This window comes from Streptomyces sp. NPDC031274, assembly GCF_055570235.1.
In genome coordinates, this window is record NZ_JBVIHP010000035.1 from 41,203 (window position 1) to 61,372 (window position 20,170).

19 protein-coding genes and 1 pseudogene are annotated in these 20,170 nt (G+C 70.2%); 11 read left to right on the forward strand and 9 right to left on the reverse strand.

Going from position 1 to position 20,170, the window contains the following annotated elements:
• Positions 1-175 precede the first annotated feature (175 nt).
• Entirely contained in the window at positions 176-1,294 is a 1,119-nt protein-coding gene (locus tag ACZ5CR_RS38665; protein WP_468866595.1) for a PP2C family protein-serine/threonine phosphatase, read from the forward strand.
• A gap of 133 nt (positions 1,295-1,427) precedes the next feature.
• Complete coding sequence (locus ACZ5CR_RS38670) at positions 1,428-1,919, forward strand: DUF5709 domain-containing protein (protein WP_468866712.1); 492 nt, start codon at positions 1,428-1,430, stop codon at positions 1,917-1,919.
• Here ACZ5CR_RS38670 and ACZ5CR_RS38675 read toward each other — a convergent pair.
• Positions 1,882-2,133: pseudogene (locus tag ACZ5CR_RS38675) on the reverse strand (LysR family transcriptional regulator); the annotation flags it as partial. The gene ACZ5CR_RS38670 and the pseudogene ACZ5CR_RS38675 sit on opposite strands and share 38 nt — an antisense overlap.
• Before the next feature lie 27 nt (positions 2,134-2,160).
• Between ACZ5CR_RS38675 and ACZ5CR_RS38680 the strand changes: the two are divergent.
• The 4 genes from ACZ5CR_RS38680 (at position 2,161) to ACZ5CR_RS38695 (ending at position 6,421) form a co-directional block, all read left to right on the forward strand.
• Positions 2,161-3,024, forward strand: coding sequence for a Rossmann-fold NAD(P)-binding domain-containing protein (locus ACZ5CR_RS38680; RefSeq protein WP_468866714.1), 864 nt, complete (start codon positions 2,161-2,163; stop codon positions 3,022-3,024).
• A 468-nt stretch (positions 3,025-3,492) separates the two neighbouring features.
• Entirely contained in the window at positions 3,493-4,134 is a 642-nt protein-coding gene (locus ACZ5CR_RS38685; RefSeq protein ID WP_468866597.1) for a carbonic anhydrase, read from the forward strand.
• A 54-nt stretch (positions 4,135-4,188) separates the two neighbouring features.
• On the forward strand, positions 4,189-5,736 hold the full coding sequence (locus ACZ5CR_RS38690; protein ID WP_468866599.1) for a SulP family inorganic anion transporter: 1,548 nt from the start codon (positions 4,189-4,191) through the stop codon (positions 5,734-5,736).
• 241 nt (positions 5,737-5,977) lie between these two features.
• Entirely contained in the window at positions 5,978-6,421 is a 444-nt protein-coding gene (locus ACZ5CR_RS38695; RefSeq protein ID WP_468866602.1) for an NUDIX hydrolase, read from the forward strand.
• 20 nt (positions 6,422-6,441) lie between these two features.
• On the opposite strand, the gene ACZ5CR_RS38700 is transcribed toward ACZ5CR_RS38695, so the two are convergent.
• The 4 genes from ACZ5CR_RS38700 to ACZ5CR_RS38715 form a co-directional block, all read right to left on the reverse strand.
• On the reverse strand, positions 6,442-8,508 hold the full coding sequence (locus ACZ5CR_RS38700) for an iron ABC transporter permease (protein ID WP_468866605.1): 2,067 nt from the start codon (positions 8,506-8,508) through the stop codon (positions 6,442-6,444).
• Positions 8,509-8,512: 4 nt separating this feature from the next.
• Positions 8,513-9,493, reverse strand: coding sequence for an ABC transporter substrate-binding protein (locus tag ACZ5CR_RS38705; RefSeq protein WP_468866607.1), 981 nt, complete (start codon positions 9,491-9,493; stop codon positions 8,513-8,515).
• Positions 9,490-10,296, reverse strand: coding sequence for an ABC transporter ATP-binding protein (locus tag ACZ5CR_RS38710; RefSeq protein ID WP_468866716.1), 807 nt, complete (start codon positions 10,294-10,296; stop codon positions 9,490-9,492). The genes ACZ5CR_RS38705 and ACZ5CR_RS38710 overlap by 4 nt, the downstream gene beginning before the upstream one ends.
• 208 nt (positions 10,297-10,504) lie before the next feature.
• Positions 10,505-11,110 carry a hypothetical protein gene (locus tag ACZ5CR_RS38715; RefSeq protein WP_468866609.1) on the reverse strand — a complete coding sequence of 202 codons (606 nt, stop codon included), beginning with the start codon at positions 11,108-11,110 and terminating at the stop codon, positions 10,505-10,507.
• Positions 11,111-11,427: 317 nt separating this feature from the next.
• Here ACZ5CR_RS38715 and ACZ5CR_RS38720 point away from each other — a divergent pair, with 317 nt between their 5' ends.
• From ACZ5CR_RS38720 to ACZ5CR_RS38740, 5 genes are all read left to right on the forward strand, one after another.
• Positions 11,428-12,384, forward strand: a complete 957-nt coding sequence (locus tag ACZ5CR_RS38720; RefSeq protein WP_468866612.1) for a YihY/virulence factor BrkB family protein — start codon at positions 11,428-11,430, stop codon at positions 12,382-12,384.
• A gap of 233 nt (positions 12,385-12,617) precedes the next feature.
• Positions 12,618-13,121 (forward strand): hypothetical protein, encoded by a 504-nt coding sequence (locus ACZ5CR_RS38725; protein WP_468866613.1) that lies wholly within the window; start codon positions 12,618-12,620, stop codon positions 13,119-13,121.
• Positions 13,122-13,348: 227 nt separating this feature from the next.
• Entirely contained in the window at positions 13,349-14,263 is a 915-nt protein-coding gene (locus tag ACZ5CR_RS38730) for a DUF2382 domain-containing protein (protein WP_468866614.1), read from the forward strand.
• 287 nt (positions 14,264-14,550) lie between these two features.
• Positions 14,551-15,300: a dienelactone hydrolase family protein gene (locus tag ACZ5CR_RS38735; RefSeq protein WP_468866616.1), complete on the forward strand. Its 750-nt coding sequence runs from the start codon at positions 14,551-14,553 to the stop codon at positions 15,298-15,300.
• 84 nt (positions 15,301-15,384) lie between these two features.
• Positions 15,385-16,032, forward strand: coding sequence for a hypothetical protein (locus ACZ5CR_RS38740; protein ID WP_468866619.1), 648 nt, complete (start codon positions 15,385-15,387; stop codon positions 16,030-16,032).
• A 28-nt stretch (positions 16,033-16,060) separates the two neighbouring features.
• Here ACZ5CR_RS38740 and ACZ5CR_RS38745 read toward each other — a convergent pair whose 3' ends face one another.
• The 4 genes from ACZ5CR_RS38745 to arfA form a co-directional block, all read right to left on the reverse strand.
• Positions 16,061-16,582 (reverse strand): hypothetical protein, encoded by a 522-nt coding sequence (locus ACZ5CR_RS38745; RefSeq protein ID WP_468866620.1) that lies wholly within the window; start codon positions 16,580-16,582, stop codon positions 16,061-16,063.
• A gap of 124 nt (positions 16,583-16,706) precedes the next feature.
• Positions 16,707-17,123 carry a hypothetical protein gene (locus ACZ5CR_RS38750; protein WP_468866622.1) on the reverse strand — a complete coding sequence of 139 codons (417 nt, stop codon included), beginning with the start codon at positions 17,121-17,123 and terminating at the stop codon, positions 16,707-16,709.
• A gap of 163 nt (positions 17,124-17,286) precedes the next feature.
• Complete coding sequence (locus ACZ5CR_RS38755; RefSeq protein WP_468866625.1) at positions 17,287-18,486, reverse strand: sialidase family protein; 1,200 nt, start codon at positions 18,484-18,486, stop codon at positions 17,287-17,289.
• Positions 18,487-18,566: 80 nt separating this feature from the next.
• Positions 18,567-20,087, reverse strand: a complete 1,521-nt coding sequence (arfA, locus tag ACZ5CR_RS38760) for an arabinosylfuranosidase ArfA (RefSeq protein ID WP_468866628.1) — start codon at positions 20,085-20,087, stop codon at positions 18,567-18,569.
• Positions 20,088-20,170 lie beyond the last annotated feature (83 nt).

The window sequence follows — 20,170 nt, forward strand, 5'->3', positions numbered from 1 at the left end:
GCTGATGAGGCGGTGATCACAGATGTCGAGCCAGCCCAGGGAGCCGGGCCCCGGGAGCACCGGTCCCGAGAGCCCCGGCTCCGGCCCCGGAACCGGGAGGCGCGGCCCCCGACAGCCCGGCCCCGGGGAACAACTGTTTGAGCAGCTGCTCGCATCGGCGCAGGCGGCGTCTCCGATGGAGCTTCCCGACCTGGCGCAGCGGTTCGCCGACGCGGTCGGGCTCGACCGGATCGACGTGTACCTCGTGGACATCCAGCAGCGGTACCTGGTGCCGCTGGCCGAGGGGCCGACCACGCTCGGTGTGGACACCTCTGTCGCCGGTTCGGCCTACCGGGCGCACGCGCTGCGCGTCGAGGAACTGGCCCAGGGAAGGATCGTCGTCTGGCTGCCGCTGATCGACGGCGCCGAGCGTCTCGGTGTCATCGGCGCCACGGCGTCGGTCATCGACGTCGCACTGCTGCGGCGCTGCCGCATGCTGGCCTCCGTCCTCGCCATGACGATCACCTCGAAGCGGGCGTCGAGCGACAGCTTCGCGCGCCGGACACGATCCGAGACCATGCAGCTTCCCGCCGAGATGCTGCGCGCCTTCCTGCCGCCCAGGACGATCGGCAACTCCCACGTGATCTCGACCGCCGTCCTCGAACCGGCGTACGAGATCGGCGGCGACGCCTTCGATCACTCCCTGACCCCTTCGACCCTGCACGTGGCGATCCTGGACGCCATGGGCCACAATCTCGCGTCGGGCCTCACGACCGCCATGGCCATGGCCGGTTGCCGCAACGCCCGCAGGGCCGAGGCCGAGCTGCCCGACCTCGTCGACACCGTCCAGCACGCGCTGGCCGGATGGCTGCCCGAGCAGTTCTGCACGGGGATCCTCGCCCAGCTCGACCTGGCCGAGGGGGTGCTGCGCTGGTGCAACTGCGGCCATCCGCCACCCCTGCTGATCCGGGACCAACGTGTGCTCGACCGTGCGCTCGAGCGACCGGCCCAGCCGCCGATGGGCACGCCCGCCCTGCTGGCCGACGTGGCGTGGCAGGTCCACGAGGAGGCTCTTGAGCCGGGTGACCGGGTGCTGATGTACACCGACGGGGTGACCGAGCTGCGGACCGGGGGCGGCGCCGAGTTCGGCCTTGAGCGGTTCACGGACAGCATCATCCGCGCGACCGCCGCGGGCGAATCCGCGCCGGAGGCACTGCGCCAGCTCATCCACTCCATCCTCGACCGGCAGGACAACCAACTGCGCGACGACGCGACGCTGTTGCTCCTGGAGTGGCGCCCGCCGGGAACGCGATGACCAGCGACCCGGCGCATCTGCGCCCCGCCCCGGCATGCCGGAACGTGTGTTCTGGATCAGGGTGGATACACGGCAGGAAACCGGCAACAGTCGCGCATGGAGGAGGACGAGCACAGTGGGAAACGACGAGGTCATGGGCGACGAGGTCTACCAGCCCGATGCGGAGGAGGTCCGCGAGGACGAGGGCATCCTCGACGCGGAGGACACGCTCAGCGACCGCGGGGCGGATCCCTACGACGAGGGCTGGTCGCCTCCCGAGCGGCCACTCGGGGTGGCCCACACCGGCACCACCGCTCAGGAGCAGCAGGACGGCGAGAGCCTGACGGAACGCCTCTCCGAGGAGCGGCCCGATCCCGCGCTCGAAGTCCCCGGGCCCACCGAGGACGACGACGGCATCGGGGACACGACCGACACGGACGGCGAGCCGATCGACGAGGCACAAGTGGGAGACGCCCGCGCCGGGCGCCTGTTCGCCCCGGACGACGGGGCCAGCCAGGACGCGGAGGACGACGCCGAACAGGACATGATCGGCGAGGACATGGGCATCGACGGCGGGGCGGCCTCCGCCGAGGAGGCCGCGGTGCACATCATTGACGCCGACGACGCGGCGGACTCTGCGGGCTGACTGCCTCGGCCACGGACGCGGCGGCGCGGACCAGGGCCGCCGTGGCCGTCGAACGGGACTGCTGCGGCCAGGCGATGGCGAGGACCACGGGCGGTGCGTCCGGCACCGGCCGGTAGACGACGCCCGGGCGCGGATAGCGGGTGGCGATGGAGGCGGGCAGCAGCGGGGTCCGGCCCCCGAGTCCGACGAGCGTGAGCAGTTGGGCCAGGTCGCGGCTCTCGCTGCCGATGTCGTCGAGGTACTGGTGCAGTTCACCGGTACCGAACGGCGAGCAGCCAACAGAGACTATGAAGGCAGAAGCATTGCCCTGAGGGTAAGAAGCCGGAGCGGATCGATCCTTCAGTCCGGACACGCGACGCAGCAGGCTCGGCGACAGAGGAAGGCGTGCGAGGGCGCCGACCGCGTGTTCTGGCTTGCGCCACCGGCGCCTCTGACCGACAGCGTCGAAGGCCACTTCCACGACTTCACCGAGTCGCTGCGCAAGGTGATCGCCGACCAGGGCATCGAGCGGGTCGTCGGCGTCTCCACGCTGGGCCGGGCAGTGGCGAAGAACGCCGGGCAGATTTCGGCGTCGCTCGCCATGGACGAGGCGATCCTTGACACGAAGGTGCACTACCGGGCGCTGTGTCCGCCGTTCCTGATGGAGAACCTGCTGGGCCAGGCAGAGTCGATCCGTGACGCGGGCGCGTTCTTCCTTGCGCTGGCGGACGACCGGGTTCTGCGCACCTGCGCGACCGAGGACATCGCCGCCACGGCGGCCCGGCTGCTCCTGGACGACTCCTGGACAGGGCAGCAGGACGTCCCGCTGGTCGGACCTGATGCCCTGTCCCCCGAGGGCATGGCGCGGGTCATCTCCGAGGTGCTCGGCCGTCCGGTGCGCGTCCGGCAGACCAGTAGCGCGGACTACAAGGCGACGATGCTGCGCTACGGGGCGAGCGAGGCCTGGGCGCAGGGCTTGGCCGACATGACGGAGGCCATGAACACCCAGGGCTTCTACGGCGCCGCCGCACCGAGCACTCCCGCCTACGCGCCCACCGGCTTCCGCCAGTGGTGCCAGGAGGTACTCAGGCCGACCGTTCTGCCCCAGGGAGCAGGCCCTAGGTAAAGGCAAGCCGAGCCTCAGCGCGATGCCGCCCCCGAGTCGCCCCGAAGGCGATGAGGGGGCCATCGACGTCGAGAAGGAGAAGGGTCGGCGCAGAACCGATCACGCCTGCACCGTAGCGGCGCGGTGGCGGTCAGCCCAGCGTGCGAAGAACGTCGCGACTGCAAGGTGGCGCGAACGGAACGGCCGCATGTACTCCACATGATCTCCACATGAATCCTTACCCAACGGTTGAGAGTTCGACCAAATCCCTGCTCAGGGGCGTTTATTACTCAATCTTTGGCAGGATTTTGCTCTGTCATCAAAGGTTAATGCGATGGCAAAGTGAGAGACACGGCTGCCGTACAGGCTGTCACCGGGGCGAAGGGGTGCCCGCTGTCACTCAGCGGCCCTCAGCGCCTCACTGTCACCATCGACCCGACCACACCGCGTCCCGGCTCAGCCACAGAGACGCAGGAGGCAGGCCACATCATGAAAACCCTCATCGACAACGCTCGTTCCTTCGCCGCGACACATGTCGCGGACCCGCAGAACACCGAGGCCTTCCAGGCTCTCGAGGCCGGGCAATCACCCGAAGCCCTGTTCGTCACGTGCTCCGACTCACGCGTCGTCCCGACGCTGATCACCGGCGCACGCCCCGGCGAACTCTTCGAACTCCGTACCGCGGGCAACGTCGTACCGCCTTACCCCACCGTCGACGCCGCCAGCCGGGACGGCCGCCCCATGAGCGAGGCGGCCACCATCGAGTACGCGGTGTGCGTGCTCGGAGTCCGGGACATCGTCGTCTGCGGACACTCGCACTGCGGCGCGGTGGGCGCCCTGCTGCGGGGCGAAGACCTGTCGGCCGTACCGGCCGTGCGCGACTGGCTCGACCATTCCGTCGCCCCGGACGCCGCCCTTCGCTCCCTCGCCCCGGCCTCCTCGGACGTGGCGGAGGCCGTGCAGACACACGTGCTCGCACAGCTGGAGCGGCTGCGCGCGTACCCCTGCGTGAGAGAGCGGGTCGCCGACGGCTCGCTCACCCTGCACGCCTGGTACTACGAGGTGCACACCGGCACCGTCACCTGCCAGCGCCCGTCGTTCGACGACCGGCCGGCGTTCGGTCCGCTGTGAGAGCTGTCGCGCCACACCCACCGGACCGCTCCCACGACAGGACCCCCCACCCTCATGTCCAACTTCCTCGCTTCACTCCGCTCCCCCTTCAGCCCGCTGCGTGAACCGGGCGTCAAGCGCAAGGACTTCCTCGCCTCGCTCGTCGTCTTCCTGGTAGCCCTGCCGCTGTGCGTCGGCGTGGCCGTCGCCTCCGGCGTGCCCGCCGAACTGGGCCTGGTCACCGGCATCGTCGGCGGCCTGGTCGTCGGCTTCCTGCCGGGCAGCGCCCTGCAGGTGAGCGGACCCGCCGCAGGGCTCACCGTGCTCGTCTTCGAGGCGGTACAGGAGTTCGGGCTCGGCATGCTCGGCGCCATCGTGCTGCTCACCGGCGCCCTGCAGATCATCCTCGGCCTGCTGCGCTGCGGCCGGTGGTTCCGCGCCATCTCCGTGTCCGTCGTCCAGGGCATGCTGGCGGGCATCGGGCTCGTACTGATACTCGGCCAGCTGTACACCATGGCCGGGGCCGAGCAGCCGCGCTCCGGCCTCGACAAGATAGCCGGGCTCCCCGGCCTGCTGGTCGACGTGCTGGGTGACACCACCTCACTGACCGCCGCCGCCGTGGGACTCGGCACCATCGCCGTACTCCTGCTGTGGCCGAAGCTGCCCGCGGCCGTACGTGTGGTGCCCGCCCCGCTGGCCGCCGTCGCTCTGGCGACCGCCGTGTCCGCCGGGCTCGGTCTGAACGTCGCCAACGTGACGGTGCGCGGCCTGATCGACGCCATCCAGCCGCCGGGGTTCGGCGACCTGGCGTCCCTCGGCAGTGTGGCCGTGCTCGGCACCGTCCTGGCATTCACTCTGATCGCATCAGCTGAATCGCTGTTCAGCGCGGCGGCCGTGGACCGCATGCACGACGGACCGCGCACGCAGTACGACAAGGAGCTCGTCGCCCAGGGCATCGGCAACACGGTGTGCGGTGTGCTGGGTGCTCTGCCCATGACGGCGGTCATCGTCCGCAGTTCGGCCAACGTCGAAGCCGGCGCCCGCACCCCGCTCTCGCGGGTCCTGCACGGCGCGTGGCTGCTCCTCTTCGCCGTGCTGTTTCCGGCCGCGCTCGGCGTCATTCCGCTGGCGGCGCTCGCCGGTGTCCTGGTCCACGCGGGCTGCAAGCTGATCCCCGTCAAGGCGATCGTCCCGCTCGCCCGTACCCACCGGGGCGAGGCCCTGGTCCTCGCCACCACCGCGATCGCCATCGTGGTGACCAACATGTTCGAGGGCGTGGTGCTCGGCCTGGTGCTCGCGGTGGTCAAGTCCGCCTGGGACACCTCCCATGTGAACCTGGACGTGCGGGAACTGACCGGCGGCCGGATGGTGGTCACCCTCACCGGCAACGCCACGTTCCTGCGGCTTCCGCGCATCCTGGAGACGCTGGAGGCCCTGCCCAAGGACCGGCCCATCGAGCTGGATCTGACGGCGGTGCGCCATCTGGACCACGCGTGCCGTACGACGCTGGAGAACTGGGCCCTGCGGCACAACGACAGCGGCACGGAAGCCGTACGGATGAAGACGTTCCAGGACGGCGAATCCGACGCCGAGAAGCCCGCGGAGGTACCGATGCGGCGCTGACGCCGCCCGCCCCCGCATGATCCGCCGCACCGCCCGCCTCCCGCCCCGGTGGCGGGCGGTGCGGTGTGCCGGATCACCGCTGAAAACAAACAGCCGAAAGCAGGAGTGAGTCGCGCCTCGCCGGGCACTCGCTTAGTTGGCCCCGCCGCGTCCCCCCGTCGCGGCGGGGCCACTTCTGTCCCGCTCCGGCCCACGTTCGGGCGCCATGGGTGCTGTTGAGGTTCCTGGGAAGATGGCCCGTATGACACACGACAGTGGAACGCACGCCGCCCACGACATCGACGGGGAAGCCCCGCTGGCCGTGGTGGCAGCCGCGATCGTTCAGGAGGGACACCTCCTCGTCGTCAGCAAACAGGCGGCCCCCGATGTCTTCTACCTGCCGGGCGGCAAGCCTGATGCGGGTGAGTCACAGCTGGAGACCCTGGTCCGTGAACTGGACGAGGAACTCGGGGTGGAGCCCCTGGAACCGCAGTTCCTGGCCCATGTCGAGGCCATGGCGGCCCTTGAGCGGACACCCATGAAGCTGACGGTCTTCGAGGCGTACATCGGCCAAGTGCCCGAGCCCGCCGCGGAGCTGTCCGCCCTGCGGTGGGTCTCCGGTCACGAGCAGGACGTTCAGCTCGCTCCAGCGGTCAGGAACCACGTGCTGCCGCTGCTCAGGCAGCGCGGAACCATGGCGTCGTAGCAGCACGCAGCCGCCACCCGCTACCGGCGGCTGCGCACCAGCAAGTACACGAAGTAGGGCGTCCCGACGACCGCCGTCATGAGCCCCGCGCCCATCTGGGCCGGGGCGATCACGGTCCGGCCCAGCAGATCCGCGAGGCAGACGAGGGTCGCCCCGAGGAGTATCGCGACCGGCACGACCCGTACGTGCCGTCGCCCCACCAGCGCGCGAGCCGCGTGCGGTGCCACGAGGCCCACGAAGCCGATCGTGCCGGCGGCGGCCACGGCGGTGGCGCTGAGCAGCACGCTCACGACGAGGAAGCCGAGGCGTCCACGAGCCAGGTCGAGGCCCAGGAGCCGGGGGGTGTCCTCGTCGAGCGACACGAGGTCGAGTTCCTTGCGGCGGGCGACGGCCACGACCGTCGCCGCCACGAGTACGGCCGCGACCGGCAGGACGTCGGTGCCGGTCCGTCCGTAGGTGGAGCCCGAGAGCCAGATCAGCGCCTTGGTCGCGCTGAACCGGTCGGTGAGCACGATGAGCAGGCTGATGAGCGCCATCGTTCCCGAGGACACGCCGATACCGACGAGGACGAGCCTGCTGTTCTGGAAGCCGCCCTTCGCCGCGAGCCCGAAGACGACCAGGGAGCTGACCGCGGCGCCGGCGAACGCCGCGCCCGCGATGCTCCACGGTCCCGAGCCCGGTGCCGAGGTGACGAGGATGATCGCGCCGAGCGCCGCTCCGCCGGAAACGCCGAGGACGCCCGGTTCCGCGAGCGGATTGCGGGTCACGGACTGCACGAGCGTGCCGGACAGGGCCAGCGCCGCACCCGCGAGGAGCGCGGCGAGCACGCGCGGCACGCGGGTGTCGAGGACGAAGGTGATGGCCTGGCCCGACTGTCCCCGCAGCCAGTTGACCACGTCGCCGAGCAGGAACGTGCTGTCGCCGACGAGCACCGCGGCGGTCGTGACGCCGACCAGCGCGCCCACGAGAAGCACCACGGTGATGACGTACGCCGTCCGGCTCGGAATGCGCAGCCGGTCCGGCGCGCCGGCATGGCCGCTGTCGCGGGTGCGCATCGCCATGACGACGAGGAACACGGCGCCGACGACGCTCGTGATGACGCCCGTGGGCACGGTGACCGCGGTCTGGGACGACGTCACAGCACGCAGGAGTACGTCGGAACCCAGCACGAGGGCCGCGCCCACGAGACCCGCGACGGGGATGCGGGTCCGATGGCGCACGAGCGCACGGAAACGGCCGGCGAGTGGCCGTACGAGGGCCGGTGCGCACAGCCCCACGAAGGCGATCGGCCCTGCGAGGGTCACTGTCCCGGCAGCGAGCAGCGACGCGAGGACGACGGCCGTGACGCGCGTGCCGCGGACCGGGATGCCGAGCCCGTGCGCGGCGTCGTCCCCGAGGGCCAGGGCGTCGATGCGGCGGGCGATGAGGAGCAGGCCCGCGAGGGCGGCCACGATGACGGGCGCCATCTGGGCCACGCCGTCGAATCCGTTCTGGCTGATGCTTCCCTGGCCCCACTGGTAGAGGCCCTCGGTCCGTTCGGGGAACAGCAGGAGCAACGCCTCGGTGATGGCGTTGAGTCCCAGGGCGAGCGCGCTGCCCGCCAGGACGAGGCGGACCGTTCCGGCGCTCCGCCCCGCGAGTACGAGCACGACGGCGGCCGCCGCGAGTCCACCGACGAACGCCACTCCCGAGGAGGCGAGCAGCGGCGCCGTCGTACCGCTGGCGACCAGCGCGGTCAGGGCAAGGTACGAACCCGCGTTGACGGCGAGGGTGTCCGGCGCGGCGAGCACATTGCGGCTCACCGCCTGCAGCGCGACGCCCGCCGCGCCGAGCGCGAGGCCGATGAGTATCCCGGCGACCATGCGCGGCACGCGTGAGGCGATGACGACGGAGGAGTCGCCCTGCTCGGCCTGGCCGGTGAGTGCCTTCCACACCTGGCCGGGGCCGACGGAACTGGTGCCCTGGGTGACGTCGACGACGGCCAGGACGGCGACCAGAAGTACGAGCCCGGCCGTCACCGCGACCGCACCCGAGGAGGACACAGCCGCGCGCTCGGGCGTGGCGGGGGGAGTTGCGGTGACGGCCACGGCGTTACTTCGTCAGGGCGTCGACGAGGGCGTCGATGTACGCCTCCATCGCCCCGGGCCCGCCGAACATCCAGATGCCGTCGGCCACCGGGTGCACGTCACCGGACTTGACGAACGGCAGCGACTTCCAGACGCCGTTCTTGGCGAGTTCGTCGGTGAACACGTCGCTCGTACCGTCGGTCTTGTTGCCGATGTGGACGAACCGCACGTCGTCACCGAGCTCGGTGAGGCCTTCGACGTCGGTGGTCGCGAGGCCGTAGTCCTTGTCGCCCTTGATCTTCCAGGCGTTCTTGAGGCCGAGGTCCTCATTCACGGCGCCGAGCAGGGAGTTGCTGGTGTAGCCGCGAATGGAGACCTGGTTGGAGGCGGCGTAGCCGTCGGCGAAGGCGACCTTCGAGCCGTCGAGCTTGGCCTCCTTCAGCGCCTTCTTGCCTTCGGCGACCTTGGCCTCGTACGACTCCTTGGCCTTCTTGGCCTCGTCGGTCGTGCCGGTGGCCTTGGCGATGACGTCGAGCGTGTCCATCATCTGCCCGACCTGGTCGGCGCCGTCGGCGGCCTTGACCTGGAGGACCGGGCCGACCTTCTTCATCTGCTTCACCGCGGACGCCGACATGTCGGTCGTGGTGACGATGAGGTCCGGGGTGAGACCGGCGAGGGTGTCCATGCTCGGCTCACCGCGGGTGCCGATGTCCTTGGGCTCGTTCTTGAGCGGTACCGCCGAGTCCCACGCCTTGTAGCCCTTGACGTCGGCGACACCGACGGGGTCCACGCCGAGTGTGACCATGGATTCGACGACGTTCCACTCGGTGCCGACGACCTTCTTGGCCGGGCCGTCGAGCTTCACCGTCGCGCCGCCCGCGTCGGTGAGAGTGATCGGTTCGGACTTCTTGTCCGAACCGGTCTCGGCGGGCTCGGAGGTGCCGCAACCGGACAGGATGAGGGCCACGGCGCTGGCGGCCGCCGCGGCGATGAGGGGGCGTCTCATGAGGAGGTGTGGAGCCTTTCACGTCTGCTGTGGTGGCGGCCTATCGCGCGGGTGCGCAGCCGGCCGGTGAGGGGGTCGGTGTCGACCTCGATGCGGATGCCGTAGGTCTCGGACAGGCGTTCCGGTCGCAGTACGTCATCGGGGGCGCCGTCGGCGACGATGCGCCCCGCGTCGAGCAGGGCGATCCGGTCGGCGACGGCGGCCGCCTGGTCGAGGTCGTGCAGGACGACGCCGACGGCGATGCCGCCGTCGTCCGCGAGGTCACGCATGAGGTCGAGGAGTTCGATCTGGTAGCGCAGGTCGAGGTAGGTGGTCGGCTCGTCGAGGAGGAGTACGCCGGTCTCCTGGGCCAGACAGCTCGCGAGCCACACCCGCTGGAGCTGTCCGCCGGAGAGCTGGTCGACGGCGCGGTCGGCCAGACCGTCGACGCCGGTCATGGCGAGCACGCGGTCCACCACGGCGACGCCACCGGCATCCGTCCGGCCCCAGCGGCCCCGGTAGGGGTAGCGGCCGAACTCCACGACGTCACGGACGGTCAGACCTCCGGGCGTGGGGCGTCCTTGGGTCAGGAGCGCGACGCGCCGGGCGAACTGACGGGCGGTGAGGTCGAAGCCGTCGGCGGCCTCGGCCGTGCCGGAATCCAGGGTCAGCGTGCCGAGCCGGGCGCCCTGCAGGCGGGCGACGGTGCGCAGCAGCGTCGACTTGCCGCTTCCGTTGGGTCCGACGAGGGCCGTCACTTCGCCGGGCCTTAGCTGGATGGCGGCGTCGTGGACGACATCGACGCCGTCGTACGACACGGTCATGTGCTCGGCGGACAGTTCGTGACCGCGCGGACGGGTAGCGCTACCTGCGCGTTCACCTGATCTCACGGCATGAAGGTTAGCCTAACCTAATCCTGGCCGGAAGTAGGGGGTTCGAACTCGGGCGAAAGGCACGCGCGGAACGCACCGGTGCCGCCCGTCGGTCGAGACGACGGGCGGCACCGGTGACACTGGGGTCACTCCTGTCTCGTCAGTACAGCTTGTTGACCGCCTTGACGGTCGTTGTCTTGAAGTCGGCCACCTGCGCCTGGGCGAAGCCGCCCATCTGTCCCCACTGGACGAGTGTCACCGTGGTGCCGTCCCGGCCGACCGAGAACATGTTGATGTCCGAGGCTCCCCACGTGGCCTCGGTGTGGACGCCGTAGACGTGGGCGCCCTCCTCGACGTTCAGCTTTCCGTAGTACTTCTGCGTCGCGGTGATCTCGGGATCCTGGTTCATCAGATCCTTCGCGCAGTTGTCGAGGTCCTTGCGCAACAGGGCCGCGAAGTCCTTGGCACGCTGCTCGCTGCGCTCGACGACCGTCACCTGGAGGGCGCCGGTGTCGAGGTCGGTGCGGTAGGCGCGGTGCACGGAGATCGACGGCAGGGCACCTCCCACACACATCGGCAGCGGGTCGGGCTGCCCGGCGGTCACCGGTCCCGCGGTCCAGGCCGACGTCGCGTGCGGCGGCAGTTCGGACGGAGCCAGGAACCGGGGCGAGTCGGCGGCGGCCGCCGGACCCGTACCGGCCACCACACCCGCCACTGCCACCGCGGCCCCCAGTGCACACAGTCCTCGGCTCATACGAACGCTCATGATCGTCAACTCCCCGTTGTCGAAAGGCCGGCCTGTCTGTTGCCCGACCCTCATGCCACATACGACCCGCGACACCCCGCACCCGTTGCCCCCGCCCGCGTCACAGCTCCGTCCGCTATGTCATGGAACGGCAACGTCCGCAAGCGTGTTCACGTGCACGGGTGCGCTGGTACCCGCTGCGACCGGCGCGCAGCGGGAAGGGGAAGATTACTTTCCGCCCGCTTCCGCGTGACGGACCCGCGCGACACGTGTCCAAGGGGTCGAGCCGGGAAGGCGGCGCAGAGCGCCGTCCGCAAGAGACAACGAGGAGTAGCCCCATGGACAGTTCCGCGACACCCGCGCATGCGGCGTCCGCCGGCGTCGCGGACGGGTCCGGCACACTCTCCGCTGCTGCCGGGCGGGCCGATGCCCCTTCCCCGTGGGCGCGGCGGGGGGCCGCACTGCGCCGTACCCCGGTGTCGATGTGGAACGACGACGTGTCGGACTGGGCCGCGGCGTTGACGTACTACGCGATTCTCGCTCTGCTGCCCGCCCTCCTGGTCACGGTCAGCCTGATCAGCCTCGTCAGTCCCGGCACGACGCAGACGCTCATCGCCGAGGTCACCGACTGGGCGCCGGCGCAGGCGGGCAGCGCCTTGAACGAGGCGCTCACCGAGATGGCCGGCGCGCGTTCCGCCGCCGTGACGGTCGTGGTCGCCGGCGGGGTCAGCGCGCTGTGGTCCGCCTCCAGTTACGCGGCCGTCTTCCGGCGGGCGCTGCACGCGATGCACGGCGTGAAGGACACGCGGCCCGCGTGGCGCAAGGCGCACCGTGTGCTCATGACCGCCGTCGCCCTGCTCGCGCTGCTGGCCGCCAGTGCGGTCGTGCTCGTACTGAGCGGCTCGCTCGCCCAGGCCGTGGGGCAGTACGCCGGTGTCGGCGACGCGGGGCAGACCGTATGGAATGTCATGAAATGGCCCACCCTGGTCTGCCTGGTGGTCCTGCTCGTCCTCGTACTCTTCTTCAACGCGCCGCCCTCGGAGCGCGGTTGGCGCCGCAGCCTGCCCGGCGGATTGCTTGCCGCGCTGCTGTGGCTCCTGTCCTCGGGCCTGTTCACCTTGTACGCCTCGGGGTTCGGCACCTACGGCAAGCTGTACGGCTCGCTGGCGGGAGTGGTCGTGTTCCTCGTGTGGCTCTGGGTGTCCAACCTGGCGCTGCTCGCGGGAGCGCAGTTCACGGTGGAGATGGCTCGCACCCCGGCGGTGCACTGCCCCGAACAGGGCATCGAAGGGTAGCGACCGACAGGGGCTGAGCCCCAAGCCGTAGCCCCGAACTCGTCCCATGCGCGGCCGAACTGTGCGCCCCCAGGCGGAAATCCGGGTCCGTGTGCCCGCGTGCACCCTTCCCTGCGCGCCGCGTGCGCTCCCCTCTCGGGGGTTCGGGCAGGGCATGTACCGGTGATACGCCTGAAGGACCAAATACTCGTGCGCGTGTTCATCGCCACGCGGCATCGAAGAGGAGTCATCCCATGGCCTCGTTCGACACGGGACGGTTGTGTGCGATCGTCAAAATCCTGGACCAGGCAAGCACCCATCTCCGGCTGGCTGCCCGCGAGTGCGCCCCCACCGGATCCGCGACGGCCGCGACCCGGCCGACCGCCGACCCCGCCACATCGGGCACCACCACGGCCACGTCCGGCACCACAGCCACCGGTATCACCGCATCTGGCATCGCCGCGCTCCTGACCGTCTCGGAACAGGCGTCAGGCAGTGTCCGGCGCGCTCTCGTCCACATCCACAACGGTGAGGTCCAGGACGCCGAGAACGAACTGGACCGGGCACGAACCCAACCGTGCGGGCCCGCCCTCGCGCCGGTGGGACTGCTGCGGCCGCTCCCCCGACGCGTGAGCACCGCGCTGTGCCTGATGCAGGGGATCACCGGCTTCTTCCCGTCCGAAACGGAACAGGTCCTGATGCGGGCGGCCCTGCCACTGGGGGCAGCAACCCTCCCGGTAGGGGCAGCCCTCCCCTAGCCACCCCCACCCCCTCACTCGAACGGGCTAACGAGGGAATGAGGGACCAGATCGGCCCGATCGCCGCAAATAGCCCCCCGAAGGGCTCTCGGCGAGCCATCCGCGCACGCTCAGTGACTCTCCTGGTTGCGTCACGCACCTGTGGGGCGCGCGATGGAGGGGACGCGTGCGACGTCCGTGGCGAAATTCGATTCTGCCCGTCGCCCGCTGCGAGGGAGTGATCACCCATGACTCAGGGCGAGGCCTTCACCAGCGCCGATGGGCTCGCGGGCCTTACGGCCTACGACCGGACCGGCGAGAAGATCGGCAGCGTCGAGCAGGTGTATCTCGACGACCGAACTGGGCGTCCCGAGTGGGTGACCGTCAAGACCGGTCTCTTCGGTATGAAGCAGAGCTTCGTGCCGCTCTCCGGAGCCCGCCGCCAGCAGGACGAGCTGCACGTGGCGGCCACGAAGGAGGCCGTCAAGGAGGCCCCGCGCGTGGACGCCGACCAGCACCTCGAGCCGGACCAGGAGCAGGACCTCTACGCCCACTACGGCCTCACCCGTCCCGGTGGCACGCAGCAGCCCCGTAAGCCGGCGGCCAGTGGCCGCGACCGCGCTGGGGCCGCGGGGATGGCCGGTGCCGGTGCTGGTGCCGGTATGGGCATGGGCGCAGGCGAGGGCCGCAACGCGGGCGCGCGTGAGTTCGCGACCCGATCCGGAGCGGCCGACGACAGCAAGGCCGCCCACGAACACGAGATGGTGCGCTCCGAGGAGCGGCTGCGTGTCGGGACGGAAGAGGAAGAGGTCGGGCACGCCCGACTGCGCAAGGTGGTCGTCAGCGAGGACGTGAAGACCTCCGTGCCCCTCTCCCACGAGGAGGTGCGCGTCGTACGCGAGCCCATCCGCGAGGGTGACCGCAGCACGCGTGCCAACATCGGCGAGGAGCAGACCGAAGTGACCCTGCACGCCGAGAGGGCGGTGGTCAGCAAGGAGTCCGTGCCGGTCGAGCGGGTCCGCCTGGAGACCGAGAAGGTCACCGAGACCCAGGAGGTCTCCGACACCGTGCGCAAGGAGCAGATCGAGTTCGACGACGCCAAGGGCGAGCGCAACGCCAAGGGCGAAGGCATGCGCGACCGGAAGCAGGGCCCGCGGCACTGACGCCCTTCAGGGCGCCCTGACCGTGGGAAGCTGACGGCGGAGGGGGGGAGCACTCGACAGGAGTGCTCCCTCCCCCCGCGTTCGCCCTGTCCGGTATGGGAACGCCGGGCTTGGTCGGCTGTTCGGTCACGCGGGCGCTCCTGGGGTGGGCGAGCGAGGGACGGTGCGGTGCGGTGCAAAGAGCGTAGAGCGGCAGTCGTCACGGCGTACGCGCGCGCCACATTGATCTCCAATTGACCTCAACCCCGGTATGGCTGTGGACTGGCAGCACCCCAAGGAGGAACAACTTGCCCACCAAGTCACTGCAGATTCCCACCACCGACGGTCAGGCCGACGCTTTCGCCGCTTTCCCCGACCGTGGCGAGCGGCTTCCGGGAGTGCTGCTGTACCCGGACGCCTTCGGCCTGCGGCCCGAGTTGGAGGAGAAGGCCCGCGAACTGGCCGAGCACGGTTACTACGTGCTCGTCCCCAACCTCTACTACCGGCACGGCCCGGCACCGGTGATCGACCTCCCCGAGCACATCGGGGAAGAGATCAGGGCCGCGGTCTTCGCCCAGCTGATGCCCCTGGTCGAGGCGCACACCACCGAACGCGTCCTGCGTGACGCCGACGCCTATCTCAGGTTCCTCACCACCCAGCCCGAGGTCGGCGCGGGGCCCGTCGGTGTGATCGGCTACTGCCTCGGCGCCGCCCTGGCGATGCGCACGGCGACGGCCCACCCGGATCAGGTGGCGGCCGTCGCCGGATTCCACCCCGGCTTCCTGGTCACCGACGCACCCGACAGCCCGCACCGCCTCGTCCCGAAGCTCACCGCCCAGGTCCACCTCGGCCTCGCCGAGGGCGACCTGACGCCCGAAGCCATCAGCGAGCTCGACCAGGCCCTGGATGCCACAGGTGTCGGCCACTCCATCGAGATCTACCCCGACACCATCCACGGCTTCACCATGTCCGACACCGACGCGTTCAACCCCTCCGCGCTGCAACGCCACTGGGACCGCCTGCTCCCCCTCCTCGACCGGACTCTGGTCAACAAGTGAGGCGCTGAGCTACTGAGGCTTCGGCTCGGAAACCGGGCCGAGGCCCGGCGGCGGCACCGCCCGACACTCAGTAAGGTCGCCCCCATGCACGGTGTGCGGGTGGTGTTGATCGGGGGAACGTCGCATGTGGGGAAGTCGACCGTCGCCCAAGTGGTGGCGGACAGAATGGGGTTCGAGTACCTGTCGACCGACAGCCTGGCGCGGCACCCGGGGCGGCCCTGGCGAACGCCGGACCGGGAAGTGCCTGCCCACGTCGCCGAACACTACGGATCCTTGCCGGTGGACGAGCTGATCTCGTCTGTTCTGGATCACTACGAGCGGCTGTGGCCCCGCATCCGGGAACTGATCACGGAGAGCGTGGCCGGGAGCCGTGCCGGAGCGGGCCTCGTCCTGGAGGGTTCGGCGCTCTGGCCGGACCGCGTCGCCAGGCTGACGGTCCCCCGCACGGCCGCCGTGTGGCTCACCGCCCAGGACCCTGTCGTCCGCGCCCGTATGTACAAGGGCAGCCGCTACGACGAAGTCACCACCGAGGAACGGCACCTGATCGACCAGTTCCTGGCCCGCACCCTGCGCTACCAGGCGCTCGTGCGGGACGACATCGACAGATTGGGCCTGGATCACATCGATATCGATGCGGAGAGCGACTTCCGGTCGCCCGAGGAACTGGCCGACGCGGTACTCACGGCTGTTGCCGCTCAGGACGCGATCGGGCGATCGTCGACCATCGATTGATGCCCGGCGGAATGGCTCGCGAGCAAGGTCAGAGCCCTGCGCCGTCCGGACGACCGCGGCCGGCGGCGCCCGCGCATTCGAGGCAGGCCGGTTCGCCGTCGATCGTCGTCCCGTCCTCGGATGCGGCTTCGCAGATGCCGGGGCGGCCGGGGTGATTGGCCCGGCAGTGGCAGGTGCAGGTGTCGGTGACCGCTTCCAGGTCGGATTCGCTTTGGGGGGCGAGGCCCATGCGGACGTCGTGGCAGTTGCGGCACAACGGCACCTGCTGCGGGCCGACGGTGGGCGCGTTGGAGACGACGGTGAGACCTGGTTCGGCGTAGCCGCTGCACGCTCCGGGGAACTCGGGGTGGGTGTCGCACAGGCAGTGGCAGGAGCCGAGCTCGGCGGTGAGCGGAGTTGGGTTGGACCCGTACTCGTACTCGGCCTCGGCACCAGCGCCGCCCTCGGAATCGGACCCGTACCGCTGCCTGCCAGGCACCATCGCCCGTCTGAGCGCCTCGGCGACAGCCTGAAACTGCTCTGCGTTCGGCGCGGATGCAGGCTTGGTCATGCGCCCATTGTGTTGATCGATCCGGCGTAGCGCCAGTGGCCCTGGGGGCCGGGAGGCGCTGACGGTCGCCCAGGACATGGCGGCCTCTCCTCGCGTTGGGAGGCGCCGCGCGGCTCAGGCACTCTCAGGCACCGGCTCCCGAGAGACCGGCGACGCTGTTCCCGCAGGCAGCTGCCGCGGCAGTGATGGCCTGCTCGTACTGGTCGTCGTCGAGGAGGACGGAGAGCCCGAAGGCGATGCCCCATGCGACTTGGGCCTCGTCCTCACCGAAGGTCCGTTCTTGCTTGATCAGCTCTCGACCGAGGTACTGGCCGTGCAGGTCCTTGGGGTCCTGGCCCTCCGCGCGACGTCGGACGGCTTCGAGGGCGCTCACCGTGAACGCCTCGTAGTGGGTGTCACCCAGCAGCCTGCGCAGTTGCTCGAGTTGGGCGTGGGCGGCACGTAGGTGCAGCGGCCACGTTCGACTGGTGCCGAATTGCGCCTCCATGGCCTGCGTCAGGTCGATCCGCCGGAACATCTCGTCGAGGGGGTCGTAGGTCATGATCCCTCGGTAGCGGCTGGCGGCGTCCGGGCATCGAAGGCTCGCTGCGGGCTCCCCCATGTGGCTGCAACCAGGAACCCGGGGGCGCCGCTCGTTCGTGTCCATGAGGAGGACCCGCCGACGCCGGCCGGGATGGGGCACCACCCCGGCCGGCGTCGCGCGCTCAGGCCGCAGGCACCGCCCCGGTGGCGAAGTACGGCTTGCAGACCGAGCCGGACCAGTCCGTGGCGATTTCGAGGAGCCTGTTGCCGTCGGCCGACGGCAGCAGGCTTGAGCTGTAGTTGGGGCAGTAGTCGACGGTCGTCGACTCGACGGCGACCGGCGCGGGGATCTCCCGCCACTTTCCGGCGCCGCCCGCGCTGTTGACCCAGACGGTGCGTCCGCTCCCGGCCGCCTTGCTGCCGTCGCGGTTGTACATGACCTGGCCGACGAGGAAGAGCCTGCCCTTGGGGTTGCCCGCCTCGGGCGCCCACGCCAGGTTCGGCGCGTGCTTGAAGTACTTGCCGTCGGCGGTCTCCGGGCGGATGCCCAGGGAGGTGACAGCGCCCCAGTTCCAGCCGTCGGACGAGGTCCGGTAGTGCACGACGCACTGGAACTGTCCGGCGGCCGCGCAGATCTCGAACGACATGAAGTAGGTCCCGTCACCCATCTTGCGCACCACCGCCATGCCGGGCCGGTCCGAGGCGAGCGTGCTGGCGACGGTGTCGTGGTGGCCGGTCCAGTTCACTCCGTTCGCGGTGCGGGCGGCCACCAGCTTCTGGCTGTGGGTGCCATCGGTCTCGTCGGAGTAGTGCGCGACGAGTTTCCCGGAGGCGTCGACGGAGAACTCCGGCTCCCACAGCCCCTTGTCGTTCGACGCGGTGGCGATCGTGGACAGGTAGCTCCAGCTGCGGCCCACGTCATTGCTCCTGAAGACCCGCAGAGCCATGCGCCGGTTCGCCTCGTCCTGGCCTACGGAGGCGGCCCACAGCAGCGTGCCCGCGGGCATTTTGCCCACACGTTGCGGGAGTTCGTACAGCGTCGAGCAGCACAGTCCCTGCCCGCCCGCGGCCTCGGGATCGCGCACCGTTCCGACATCACGGAACGACGCGCCGCCGTCCGTACTCTCGTGAATGGCGCCGAGCCCGTTGTTCCCGGAGAACGTGACCACGGAGGCCAGGATCCGGCCGTTGGCGTCGCCGCTGTGGGCGAGTCTGACGGCTCGCGGGTACAGGCCGGTGCCGTCACGCAGCAGGGTGCCGGTCGCGGCGTCGGCCGACGACCCTGACTGCGAGACGAACAGTGCCGCCAGAAAAGCGAGCAGCACGGGGAACAGGACGGTGGGGCGGAGGAGACGTGGTCGTGCGGGATGGTGCGCTGACATGGGCCTCTCCTGACTCTGCGGTGTGGGTGTGGGTGTGGGTGTGTGTGCGCAGGACGGAACAGGTCGAACTGCTGGCGGACTCAGTCGCCTTGAGGCGCGAGACGGATCACGTTCCAGGAGACCGGCGGCAGTTCGGCCGCGAGCGCGCCCTCGGCGGTGATGTGCGTCCCGGACGCGCGGCGCGGCACGACCCGGTCCGGCTCGGCCTCGGTGTTGACCGCGTCGGGGTCCTGGTCGGCGAGGACCAGGTGCTCGACGATGCGGTATCCGGCGGCCTCCCCGCGCAGCGCGGCCTCGAGTCGCAACGGCTGCTCCTGGTCGCGGTTGACGGCCAGAACGGTGAGCGCGCCGCTCTCCTCGTCGTGCGTCACCACGGTGTCGAGGGTGGAGACATCGCCGTACTGAGGTGTGTCGATGCGGGGCCCGGTGGCGTCGGTGCGCAGGACGCGGCCGGTGGCGAACCGGGCAGCCTGGGCGAAGGGGTGGAAGATGGTCTGGCGCCAGCTGGCGCCGCCGGGCTCGGTGCGGATGGGTGCGATGACGTTGACCAGCTGGGCGAGGCAGGCGATGGCCACCCGGTCGGCGTTGCGCAGCAGCGTGATGAGCAGCGAGCCGACCACGGCGGCGTCGGTCACGCTGTACGTGTCCTCGATGAGGCGGGGCGTCTCGGCGGTCTCCAGGTTGCGCTCACCGACGAAGCGGGCGGCGTACCAGACGTTCCACTCGTCGAAGGAGAGCTTGATGTGCTTCTTGGCTCCGCGCGCCGCCCGTACGTGATCGGCGGTCGACACCACGTCGCGGATGTACTGGTCCATGTGGGCGCCCGAGGCGAGGAAGCTGGCGCGGTCGCCGTCGAACTCCTCGTAATAGGCGTGCAGGGAGAGGTAGTCGACCTCGTCGTAGGTCTGCTCCAGGACCTCACGCTCCCAGGTGCCGAACGTCGGCATCCGCGAGTTGGAGCTGCCGCACGCGACGAGCTCGATGGAGGGGTCGACCTGGCGCATCGCCTTGCCCGCCTCGGCCGCGAGCCGCCCGTACTCGGTGGCCGACTTGTGGCCCGTCTGCCACGGACCGTCCATCTCGTTGCCGAGGCACCACAGCTTCACGCCGTGCGGATCGGTCACGCCGTGCTTGATGCGCAGGTCCGACCAGGCCGTGCCGCCCGGGTGGTTGCAGTACTCGACCAGGGCGCGGGCGGCGTCGATACCGCGCGTCCCCAGGTTCACGGCCATCATCGGGTCGAGGCCCAACTGGCGTGCCCAGCCGAGGAACTCATTGGTTCCGACGCGATTGGTCTCGATGGAGCGCCAGGCCAGGTCGAGCCTGCGCGGGCGATCGGCGACAGGGCCGACGCCGTCTTCCCAGTGGTAGCCGGAGACGAAGTTGCCGCCGGGGTAGCGCACGAGGCCGGTGCCCAGTTCGCGGACCAGTTCCGCGACGTCTCCGCGGAATCCGTCGGCGTCGGCGGTGGGGTGCTCGGGGTCGTGGATGCCGGTGTAGACGCAGCGTCCCATGTGCTCGACGAAGGTTCCGTACAGACGCGGGTCGACGTCGCCGACGCTGAACTCGGGGTCGATGACGAACCGTGCGGTGTGCGGCATGTTCTGGCGCCTCTCTCTATGGTGCGGATTCTCGGGTCGGGCAGCGGTCGGGCAGGGGGTGGGTCACTTCAGGTAGGTCACTT